The sequence below is a fragment of the Streptomyces sp. NPDC021080 genome (assembly GCF_044333225.1).
Lineage (GTDB): Bacteria > Actinomycetota > Actinomycetes > Streptomycetales > Streptomycetaceae > Streptomyces.
Genome location: NZ_JBIRQM010000001.1, coordinates 209,581 through 220,877 on the forward strand (window position 1 = coordinate 209,581; position 11,297 = coordinate 220,877).

Consider the following 11,297-nt stretch of genomic DNA (forward strand, 5'->3'; position numbering starts at 1 on the left):
ACGGCGCCGACGTCCCCGGGCCGCCGCAGGCCCCGCCGTCCCGCATCGGCGGGTGCGCGGAGGTCAGAGCCCGCCGAAGGAACCGTGCCGTCCCGCACCGGACGCGAACCGGGCCGCGCCCTCCGTGCTCTCCGCCAGCACGCCCGTGCCGTGACGGAGTTCGGTCCGCATGGCCTCCCTCTCGGTCAGCCCCTCCTGGTCGAGGACCGAGGCGCGGTCGCTGCGCAGGCAGGACTGCGGGAAGCCGGCGATCTCGGCGGCCAGCCGCTCGGCCTCGGCGCGGGCCCGGCCGACCGGGACGAGACGGTTGGCGAGCCCCATCTCGTACGCCTCCCGGGCGGCGACCGGACGGCCGGTGAGGATCATGTCCATCGCCCGGCTCGTGCCGATGAGCCGGGGCAGCCGTACCGTGCCCCCGTCGATCAGCGGTACGCCCCAGCGGCGGCAGAACACCCCGAAGACGGCGTCCTCCTCGGCGACCCGCAGATCGCACCACAGCGCCAGCTCCAGACCACCGGCCACGGCGTGCCCGGCGACCGCCGCGATCACCGGCTTGGTCAGGCGCAGCCGGGTGGGCCCCATCGGCCCGTCACCGTCCTCGGCGACTGCGTTCCCCCGCTCGGTGCCGATGGCCTTCAGGTCCGCCCCCGCGCAGAAGGTGCCGCCCTCGCCCCAGAGCACGGCGACGCGGGCCGTCTCGTCCGCCTCGAACGCGCGGAAGGCGTCGGCGAGTTCGGCGGCGGTCGGCCCGTCCACCGCGTTGCGGGCCGCGGGCCGAGAAAGGACGACGGTGGTGACGTGACCCTGACGTTCGATACGGACCGGCATCGTGCTGTCCCTTTCCGCGGCCGACGCGCCCCACCGCACGCCGTAGTTACTCATCGGTATCACGGCCGGCGGCGGAACGCACGGCCTGTGCCGCAACCACGGCCCGCGGCGAAACGCACGGCCCGCGGCGAAACGCGCGGCATGCGCCGCAACGCACGGCGCGGAGCGGACACGGCGCACGGCTCACCGAGCAACGCGCGGTCGGCGGTGGAACGCACGGCCCGGGACGGGCGGCATGCGGGGCACCGGGCGCAGCCATGGTTCACGGCGGAACGCACAGCGCCCGGCGTGACGCGCGGGCCCGGGGCGGACGGGCGCCCGGATCCCCCGGGGCCCTTCGCCTCAGATCACCTTCCAGCGGACCAGCGCGCCCAGCGTGAGCGCCCCCGGCAGCAGCGGCAGCCACACCGTGATGATCCGGTACGCCAGCACGACCGCGGTCGCCACGGCCACCGGGCCGCCCGCGGCGACCAGGGCCACGATCAGCGCCGCCTCCACCGAACCGAGCCCGCCGGGTGTCGGTACCAGCGCGACCGCGACCGTCGCCGCCAGGTAGGCGGTCATCATGTGCGTGGGGGACACCGGCAGGCCCAGTGCCCGTCCCACCGAGGCCAGTCCTGCGGCCTGGAGCAGCGGGAAGGCCAGCGAGCCGCCCCACAGGGCGAAGGCCCGGGACGGGCGCGCGTGCACCGAGCGGGCCTCGCCGAAGGCGGTGCGCAGGAAGGAGAGGACGGCCGCGCGCAGCCGTCGTACGAGAGCGAGCACGGCCAGCGCGGCGCACACGGCCAGGCCGGCTCCGAGCAGCAGCGGTCCGACCGCGCCGTCCGGGATCAGACCGTCGACCCGGAGCGCCCCGGGGAACGCGATCAGCAGACCGACGAGCAGGGTCAGCCGGGCGACGGCCTCGGCCAGCAGGTACAGCGCGAGCGCGGCCGAGGAACGGGCGAGGGGCACCCCGCACACGGTCATGAACCGCAGATTGACCGCCCCGGCGCCGAGCCCCGTCGGCAGCAGATGGTTCGCGGCGCCCGCGGCGAACTGCGCGGCCAGCAGCCGGCGCGCGGGCAGCCGTTCCACGACCGCCCCCTGGCGGGTCACGGCCGCGGCCACCCAGGTCAGACAGGTCGCGGCGGCCGCGGCGACGAGCCAGGGCCACTCGGCCGACCGCAGCTGACCGAAACCCTCGGCGAGCACGGAGCGGTGGCGCACGGCCACCACGAGGACCAGCACCAGCGGGAGCAGGCACAGGACCGGCCGGACGGCGGGCCGCAGGGTGAGGCGGCGGGGGAGCCGGGGCAGCGCCCGGGGAAGTCGTACGGCTGTCACATCGGGAGAGGCTTTCCGCGCCGCGCCAACGTGAGGTTGCGGGCACGGAGACGGCGGCTGACACGCCGGGCAAGCCGGGGGAGGGACGGCCCCCGGGTGCCGCGTGCCGCCCCGGCCGTGCACCTCGACGCCGACCACGGTGCCGACTCCGGTGCCGGGTGCGATGTCCGCCCCGGCGCGCGCGGGAGAGCGCCCGCGCAGGTTCCGGCGCCCGGATCCATTGACCTCAACAAAGCTTGAGGTCCTACTGTCTCTCCCATGAGCATGGAGACCACAGCCTGGACACAGTTGCACAGTGTCATGAACGCCCAACAGGAGCGTCGACCCTTCGACCGCGCGACGCTGCGCCGCATCGCCGCCTTCGCCCGCCCGCACCGCCGCCGTATCGCGCAGTTCGTCCTCCTCAGTGTGGTGACCGCGCTGCTGGCCGTCGCGACGCCGGTGCTCGCGGGGCACGTCGTGAACACGATCGTGGCCCACGGTGACGAGAGCACCGTCGTCCGTCTTTCCGTGCTCATCGCCGTCATCGCGGTCGCCGAAGCGGCGTTCGGGATCCTGGGCCGCTGGCTCTCGTCGACGCTCGGCGAGGGACTCATCCTCGATCTGCGGACGGCTGTCTTCGATCATGTGCAGCGCATGCCGGTCGCGTTCTTCACACGTACACGTACGGGCGCGCTCGTCAGTCGACTCAACAACGACGTGATCGGCGCCCAGCGCGCGTTCAGCAACACCCTGTCCGGGGTGGTCAGCAATCTGGTGACCCTGCTGCTCACCCTGGTCGTGATGCTCACCCTGTCCTGGCAGATCACCCTGCTCGCGCTGGTCCTGCTGCCGGTGTTCGTGATCCCCGCCCGGCGGATGGGCAGCCGCATGGCCAAGCTCCAGCGGGAGGCGGCCGACCTCAACGCCTCCATGGGCACCCGGATGACCGAGCGCTTCTCCGCGCCCGGCGCCACCCTCGTCAAGCTCTTCGGGCGGCCCGGGGAGGAGTCCGCCGAGTTCGCGGCGCGCGCCCGGCGGGTGCGGGACATCGGGGTGCGTACGGCGATGGCGCAGTCCGCCTTCATCACCGCCCTGACCCTGGTGTCGGCCCTCGCCCTCGCCCTCGTCTACGGGCTCGGCGGCTGGTTCGCCCTGCGCGGCACCCTGGAGCCGGGCGCCGTCGTCTCACTGGCGCTGCTGCTCACCCGTCTGTACGCGCCGCTCACCTCGCTGGCCGGGGCGCGCGTCGAGGTCATGAGCGCCCTGGTCAGCTTCGAGCGCGTCTTCGAGGTGCTCGACCTGAAGCCGCTCATCGAGGAGAAGCCGGAGCCGCGCACCGTCCCGGAGGGGCCCGCGGCCGTCGAGTTCGAGGATGTCCGCTTCGCCTACCCGTCTGCCGACAAGGTCTCCCTCGCCTCCCTGGAGGAGGTCGCCGCCCTCGACACCCGGGGCGGCGACGAGGTCCTGCACGGCATCTCCTTCCGCGCCGAACCCGGCCAGACGATCGCGCTCGTCGGCTCCTCCGGCGCCGGCAAGTCGACCATCGCCCAACTGCTGCCGCGGCTGTACGACACCGACGCCGGGGCCGTACGCATCGGCGGCGTCGACGTCCGCGAGCTCAGCGCCGCGTCGATGCGCGCGACCCTCGGCATGGTCACCCAGGACGGGCACCTCTTCCACGACTCGGTCCGGGAGAACCTGCTCCTCGCCCGGCCCGGGGCGGCCGAGGACGAGCTGTGGGACGTGCTGCGCCGGGCCCGTCTCGACGAACTCGTCCGGTCCCTGCCCGACGGCCTCGACACCGTGGTCGGCGAGCGCGGCTACCGGCTCTCCGGCGGCGAGCGCCAGCGCATGACCATCGCCCGGCTGCTGCTCGCCCGCCAGCGCGTCGTCATCCTGGACGAGGCCACCGCCCATCTCGACAACACCTCGGAGGCTGCCGTCCAGGAGGCGCTCACCGAGGCACTGGAGGGCCGCACCGCCGTCGTGATCGCGCACCGGCTGTCGACGGTCCGGGCCGCCGACCTGATCCTGGTCGTCGAGGCGGGCCGGATCGTCGAGCGCGGCACCCACGAGGATCTGCTCGCGGCGGACGGCCGCTACGCGGAGCTGTACCGGACCCAGTTCAGGACCGGCCGGCCGGACGAGGAGCAGATCCCGGTGACCGTGGACGCGACGCCGTAGCGACCGGGTGGCCGTCCGCCGCTGTCGGCGGGCGGCCACCCTGTCTCCCCCGAAAACACCCGGTCAGGTGGTGAACCGGTGGCTGCCGGAGCCCACGCGGTACACCGCGCAGCCGTCCTCCGTACGCAGGAAGGCCGCGCCGGTGTGCGAGACCGCGTCCGGGCCGGACGCCGGAATCCACACCTCGGCCGTGGTGTTGGCGGGCACGGCGCAGGTCAGGTCGAAGCCGTCGGGGCGCTGGTGCCACCGGGTGGACACCGGCCCGTACACGGAGGTGAACGTGGCCCGCGCGGAGGTGACGCCGCCGCCCGGCCGGGGGCGGACGACGGTCTCCCGGTAGCCGGGCCGGCCGGGCGAGATACCGGCGACGGTCGCGTACATCCACTCGCCCACCGAGCCGTAGGCGTAGTGGTTGAAGGAGTTCATGTCCGGGGTCTGGAAGCCGCCGTCGGGCCGGATGGAGTCCCAGCGTTCCCACATCGTGGTGGAGCCCCTGTCGATCTGGTAGCCCCAGCTGGGGAAGGTGCGCTGCCGGAGCAGCCGGTAGGCGACGTCGGTGTGCCCGGTGTCCGTGAGGACCGGGAGCAGCCGGGGAGTACCGAGGAAGCCCGTCGACAGGTGCCAGTCCTTCGCGCGGATCAGGTCGACGAGACGTCCGGCGGCCGCCGTGCGCAGGGCGTCGGGCACCAGGTTCATCGACAGGGCGAGCACGTACGCCGTCTGCGTGTCGCCCTTCACCCTCCCGCCGGCGTCGACATAGGCGTTCCGGAACGCCTCGCGGACGCGCTCGAAGAGACGCGCGTGGGGCGCGGGATCCTCGCCGAGCGCCGTGGCCATGCGGACCGCGAGGTCGGCGCTGTGCGCGAAGTACGCGGTGGCGACGACGTCCTTGGGCGTCTCGTCCGAGACGTTCAGCCAGTCCCCGTATCCGTCCGCCGGCCGCAGCAGGCCGTTGCTGTGGCGCTCCAGGTAGGCCAGCCAAGCCCGGACGGACGGCCAGGCGTCGGCCAGTACCTGTCTGTCCCCGTAGGCCTGGTACAGCGCCCAGGGCACGGTGACACCCGCGTCACCCCAGCCCGCGACACCGTTGCCGACCGTTCCGACCATGGGCGCCACGTCGGTGAACGCGCCCTCGGCGGTCTGGCCGTCCCGCAGGTCCACGAGCCACTTGGCCAGGAAGCGGGCCGACTCCATCGTGTAGGCGGCCGTGGGGGCGAAGACGTTGATGTCACCGGTCCAGCCCAGCCGCTCGTCGCGCGCGGGCGTGTCCGTCGGGACGGAGAGGAAGTTGCCCCGCTGCCCCCAGGTGATGTTGCTGTGCAGCTGGTTGAGCATCGGGACGTCGGTCTCGAACTCCAGGGTGAAGGGCGCCGACGTATGCATGACGCGGCCGGTCACGGCCTCCGCGGTGGGAGTGCCGGGGAACCCGGTGACCTCGACGTAGCGGAACCCGTGGAAGGTGAACCGCGGCTCGTACGTCTCCTCGCCGCCCCCCTTGAGGGTGTACGTGTCGGTCGCCGCGGCCGAGCGCAGATTCGCGGTGTACAGGGTGCCGTCCGGGTTGAGGACCTCGGCGTGACGCATCCGCACGGTCGTCCCGGCGTCGCCCGACACGCGCAGCCGGACCGAGCCGACCATGTTCTGGCCCAGGTCGAAGACGAAGACGCCCGGCGCGGGTTCGGTCACCTTCTCGGCCGGCCGTTCAGCGGCCACGCGCACCGGGCCGTCGACCTGCGCGACGATCCGGGCGGGCGTGCCGTCGCCTGCGGCGCGGACCGCGAGCCAGGTCCGGTCGTCGAAACCGGGTGAGGTCCAGCCGGCGTTCTCCGCACGCGCGTCGTACGTCTCCCCGTTCAGCAGGTCGGCCGAGACGATCGGCCCGGCCGCGGCCCGCCAGTCGGTGCCCGAAGTGACGCGCTCACTGGTCCCGTCGGCGTACTCCACCTCCAACTGCGCCAGCAGCGCGGGGCGTTCGCCGTACTGGTGGGGCCCGAACATGCCGACGTCGCCCGCGTACCAGCCCGGCGCCACATAGCTGCCGATGGCGTTGGCGCCGGGCCGCAGGAGCGAGGTGACGTCGTAGGTCTGGTACTGGACGCGTTCGCGGTAGTCGGTCCAGCCGGGGGCGAGCTGGTCGCGGCCCACCCGGCGGCCGTTGAGGTGGGCCTCGTACAGGCCGAGGGCCGTGGCGTACAGGCGTGCGCGGGCCACCTTCTTGCGGGGCAGGGTGAACTCGTGCCGCAGCTGGTTGGCGGCGAACGACACCGGCACGACCCTGCCCCAGGGGCCCGCCCCCCACCGGGCGGCCACCTTCGCCGCCGGCCAGCCGCTGTCGTCGAAGCCGTCCCCGCGCCAGTCGCCCGAGGGCTCCGTGTCCGTGCTCCTCCAGGAGGCGTCGGTGACGATCCGCAGCTCACCGGAGGTGGTGCCCAGGGTGAGAACGGCGACCAGGCCGGCGGGTCCCACCGTCGCGTTGGCCGCCGCGACCGCGAGGACGTTCCGCCCCGGGTGCAGCCGTCCGAGGACGTCCACGACGGCCGGACGGCGCCAGTCCTCGTGCTCCGTCGCCAGGTCGGTGCGGGCCACTTCGGCACCGTTGAGGGAGAGGGAGAAAACGTTGTCGGCGCTGATGGCCAGGTTCGCCGCCGTGACACCCTCGGGGACGTCGACGACCCGCCGGAACCACCGCGTGGCCGCCGGAGCGCTGCTCGCCGGATCCCCCTCGGGGAACCAGATCCAGGAACTGCCCTCGAGGGAGGGCGCGTCCGTGAGGGCCGCGGGAGCCGAGACCCAGTCCGCAGACCATCCCGCGTCCATGAGCCCGGTCTCCCACCAGGACGGAGCGCTCCAGTCGGAGGCCGAGCCGTCGGTGTCCCAGACCTGCACGGACCAGAAGTAGCGCGTCCGCGGGGCGAGCCGCGGACCGGCGTACGGGACGAGGACGGACTGATCGGACGTCACCTTCCCGCTGTCCCACACGTCGGGCCGGGACAGGCCCGAGGCACTGGACGCGACCCTGATCCGATACGCGCTCTGCAGCGTCCCCGGCTCGTCCGAGACCATCGGCCAGCTCAGCCGGGGGTGTTGCGCGTCGAGCCCCAAGGGGTTCTGGACGTACTCGACGGTCGGAGCGGTGATGCGCGGGGCTCCGCGCCGTGCGCGCGCCCCGGCCGGTCCGGACGTGGGCGCGGATGCGGACCCGGGTGCGGCTGCGGCCGGTCCCGCTCCGGTGGCCGTCGCGGCAACGGCGCCCGCCGCACCCGCCAGGATGTTCCTCCTGCTGATCAACTGCGGCCCCTCACCTAGGAGTTATGAATCGATTCACGGCGGTGAAGGTAGGGTGGGGGGAGGCTGAGGTCAACAAGTGCGGCTGTATTTTCCTGAATTCGGCCATGCTGATCCGTGTCATCGCGGAATCCGGCCGGTTCGCGTCCCCGAACATTGAACGGTTTCAATGGAAGCCCGACGGATCCGGACGCCCGCCCGGCAAGCCCGCACGTCCGCGTGGGCGGCTGTGGGTGCGGTCCGGGGGAGCGGCCGCAGCGCCTGCCCGGGGGCCTTTCGGAACGGACGATTCCGCGAGCTGTCGGGCCGTCGCGAGGCCGTCGTGCTTCTCGAGGCGCCGACAGGCGTCTCATCGGCCGGGCTCCGCCGCGCAGGGCGTCGGCCGGGTCAGGACTCCCGGGAGTGCTCCGGGGCCGTGTGCGCCGGGGAGGGGACGGCCGCCACGGGCAGGCGCAGTTCGAAGAGCGCGCCTCCGGAAGGCGCCTCGCCCACGGTGAGCGTGCCACCGTGACGCCGCGCCACGTCACGGGCGATGGCCAGACCCAGACCCGCGCCGCCGTCGTCGCGAGCGCGCGCGTCGTCCAGCCGTACGAACCGTTCGAAGATCCGCTCTCGTTCGGAGGCCGGCACACCGCTTCCGTCGTCCGCGACGGTGAGGACGACCCGGTCGCCCCGGGCCGTTACGCGCACGACGACCCCGGCGCGCGAGTGCCGCTGGGCGTTGTCCAGGAGATTGCCGATGACCCGGGCCAACTGACCGCGTGAACCCGCCACTTGAGGTACACCGTCCGTCCGGAAGGACACCGGCGCGCGGTCGGCGGGGCGGCGCTCCAGCTCCTCGCGGACCAGCTCGCCCAGGTCGACCCGCCCCTGCCCCGGCCGCTCCCCGGCGTCGAGCCGGGCGAGCAGCAACAGATCGGCCGCGAGGTGCTGCAACCGCTCGGTGTCCTTGACCGCGCCGGGTACGTCCAGCAGTTGGGGGTGCGCCGAGCCGACCTCGAGCTGGGTGCGCAACGAGGCGATGGGGCTGCGCAGTTCGTGGGAGGCGTCGGCGACGAAGCGGCGCTGCCGGTCGACGGCGGCCTCCAGCGCGGTGAGCGTCTCGTTGGTGGTGCGGGCCAGCCGGGCCACCTCATCGTGCGAGGCGGGTTCCGGTACGCGGCGGGAGAGGTCCTCGGAGGCGGTGATCGCCGCCATCTCCCGCCGGATGCCCTCCACGGGGGCCAGAGCGCGCCGTGTCACCAGCCAGGTCACGCCGCCGACGACCAGCAGCACCAGCGGCAGTCCCGCGAGCATCGCCACCGCGGCGCTGCGGACGGCGCTCTCGCGTGCCGCCAGGGAGGCGCCCGCGTGGACGAGCACCGTCCGGCCGCCGAGATCCGTGGCCTTGACGGTGGCGAACCGGTACGGGGCACCGCGCCCGTAGACCACCGCGTGTCCGGAGCCCTCCAGGACGGTGTCGCCGATGGTTCCGATGGCCGGATCGTTCGCCCGGGGTGCCGGACTGCCGACGGAGCCGTGGTCGTCCGCGCCGTGATCGTCGTCCGTACTGCGGTCGTCCGGACCGTGGCTGCCCGACCCGCTGTCGTCGCTGCCGCGGTTCCTGTCCCGGCCGCGGCCGCCGTGGTCGTCGGCCGTTCCGGTGCCGAGCTGGGTGGCGGTGTTCGGGGCCTGCGCCGGGGAAACGGACGGGGACGGCGACGGGGCAGGAGCAGTGGGGGAGGCGGCGGTCCGCGGCACACGCACGGCCGTCACGCCGGTGCCGCTGACGCTCTCCAGCCCCGCGCCGACCGCCAGCAGACGGCCGTCCTCGTCCGTCACCTGCACCGGGATTCCCTCCCGCGCGCCCTCCGGCAGCGTCAGCCGGGCGTCACCCCCGCGCCAGGTGGCGACCCCGAGGGCGATCCTGCGGGCCGTGTCGTTGGCCTCGCTCTGCGCCTGCTCGGTGAGGTTCACGCGCAGCGACATCAGTACCGCGATCCCGGCGGCCACCAGCGCGACCGTCACCACGGCGGTGGCCCACAGGACCATCGTGGCCTTCACGGAACCGAACCGCCGCCGCCTCACGAGGCCACCAGTCGGTACCCGGCGCCGCGCACGGTCTGGATCGTGTCCGTGCCGAGTTTGCGGCGCAGCGTGCTGACGTACACCTCGACGATGTTCGGGTCGCCGTCGTAGGCGAAGTCCCAGACGTGCTCCAGGATCTCGGGTTTGCCCACCACCTGTCCGGCCCGTGTCACGAGCTGTTCCAGCACCGCGAACTCCTTCGCGGTGAGCGTCACTTCCGTCTCGTCCCGGCACACGCGGCGGGCCGCAGTGTCGACGACGAGACTGCCGACACGCAGGACCGGCGACGCGCCGGCGGAGCCGCTGCGGTGCAGCAGCGCCTTCACCCGCGCCACCAGCACGACGTACGAGAACGGTTTCGTCAGGTAGTCGTCGGCGCCGGTGTCCAGGCCTTCCGCCTCGTCGTACTCACCGTCCTTGGCCGTGAGCATCAGGATCGGCACGTCGTGGCCCGCCGCGCGCAGGGCCGCGCAGACGCGGTAGCCGTTGAGGCCCGGCAGCATGATGTCGAGCACCACCAGATCGTGGACGCCCTCGGCTGCCAGACGCAGGCCCTCGTTCCCGTCGTGGACGACGTCCACGGCGAAACCCTCGGCCCGCAGGCCTTTCGCCAACGAGAGCGCGAGCCGCTTCTCGTCCTCCACGATCAACAGGCGCATGTGCCCAGCCTCCCAGACGGAACCTGAAGCGATTTTCAGGTGGCTTCAGGTCCCCTTCAGCTTGCCCTCGGCACATTGGGCGTCACCGAACAGGCAGGACACAGATACGACACAGGCCGGACAGCCGTCCGGCCGGGGAGGTTCGACATGAAGCGCACCGCTTCCATCGCCACCGTCTTCGTGGCCGCCGTACTCGTCGGCGGCGGCGGGTACTCGGCGCTCGCCACGGGCGGCACCGACCGGCACGGGGGCGGTCCCGAGGACCGGCCCTCCGCCACGGCCGCGCCGGCATCCTCACCGTCACCGTCGTCGGCCTCCCTGACCGCCGCCCGGGCGGAGGCCGCCGCACGGAAGGCGTACCCGGGCACCGTCGTCGAGGTCGGACCCGACGACGACCACCCGGGCTACTGGGAGGTGCACATCGTCGGCGCCGACCACGTCCTCCGCGAAGTGCGCGTCGACATCAGTACGGGCGCCGTCGTCCTGGACCGGCGCGGCGGCGGCGACCGCGCGGGTGACGACCACGGGGGGCGCACCGGAGCCGACGACCATGGCGCGCGCGACGCGGCAGGGGACGACCGGGGGCGCGGAACCCGCGGACGGGACGACCTGCCGGGGGACGACCGCGGTGGCTCCACGGGCGTCGGCGACGACCGCGCGGGTGACGACCACGGTGTCCACGCCGGCGGGGACGACCACCTGAACGCGGGTGACGACCACGTCGGTGACGACGGTGGACATGACCGCGACCGGCACCGCGGCGGTCACGGCGGTCACGGCGGCGACGACCGCTGACGGGACGGCTCCCGGCCGTACGGCCGGCCCTCTGACGCGGCCATCAGCCGCCTCAGAGGGTCGGGGGGGGGGGGGGGGGGGGGCGGGGGGGGCCCCCCCCGGGGGGCCCCCCGGCGCCCCCCCCACAAGGCCTGGAGGGGGGGGGGGGAAGGCGGCGCTGGCGAGCGCGGC

At 73.7% G+C, this 11,297-nt stretch carries 7 protein-coding genes; 2 read left to right on the plus strand and 5 right to left on the minus strand.

Annotated elements, in window-relative coordinates:
• Positions 1-63: 63 nt before the first annotated feature.
• On the minus strand, positions 64-828 hold the full coding sequence (locus ACH4S8_RS00935; protein ID WP_398389625.1) for a crotonase/enoyl-CoA hydratase family protein: 765 nt from the start codon (positions 826-828) through the stop codon (positions 64-66).
• Positions 829-1,170: 342 nt separating this feature from the next.
• Positions 1,171-2,154, minus strand: coding sequence for a YbhN family protein (locus ACH4S8_RS00940; protein ID WP_398389626.1), 984 nt, complete (start codon positions 2,152-2,154; stop codon positions 1,171-1,173).
• Between the two features lie 264 nt (positions 2,155-2,418).
• Here ACH4S8_RS00940 and ACH4S8_RS00945 point away from each other — a divergent pair, with 264 nt between their 5' ends.
• A complete protein-coding gene (locus ACH4S8_RS00945; RefSeq protein ID WP_398390683.1) occupies positions 2,419-4,320 on the plus strand; it encodes an ABC transporter ATP-binding protein in 1,902 nt (633 codons plus the stop codon).
• A gap of 63 nt (positions 4,321-4,383) precedes the next feature.
• Here ACH4S8_RS00945 and ACH4S8_RS00950 read toward each other — a convergent pair whose 3' ends face one another.
• The 3 genes from ACH4S8_RS00950 to ACH4S8_RS00960 form a co-directional block, all read right to left on the minus strand.
• Positions 4,384-7,608: an alpha-L-rhamnosidase gene (locus ACH4S8_RS00950; protein ID WP_398389628.1), complete on the minus strand. Its 3,225-nt coding sequence runs from the start codon at positions 7,606-7,608 to the stop codon at positions 4,384-4,386.
• Between the two features lie 384 nt (positions 7,609-7,992).
• The gene (locus tag ACH4S8_RS00955) at positions 7,993-9,636 is read right to left on the minus strand and encodes a sensor histidine kinase (RefSeq protein WP_398390685.1); all 1,644 of its coding nucleotides are present in this window, start codon (positions 9,634-9,636) and stop codon (positions 7,993-7,995) included.
• 32 nt (positions 9,637-9,668) lie between these two features.
• Positions 9,669-10,331, minus strand: coding sequence for a response regulator transcription factor (locus ACH4S8_RS00960; protein ID WP_398389629.1), 663 nt, complete (start codon positions 10,329-10,331; stop codon positions 9,669-9,671).
• Between the two features lie 147 nt (positions 10,332-10,478).
• Between ACH4S8_RS00960 and ACH4S8_RS00965 the strand changes: the two genes are divergently transcribed.
• Entirely contained in the window at positions 10,479-11,126 is a 648-nt protein-coding gene (locus ACH4S8_RS00965; RefSeq protein WP_398389630.1) for a PepSY domain-containing protein, read from the plus strand.
• The last annotated feature ends 171 nt before the right edge of the window (positions 11,127-11,297 follow it).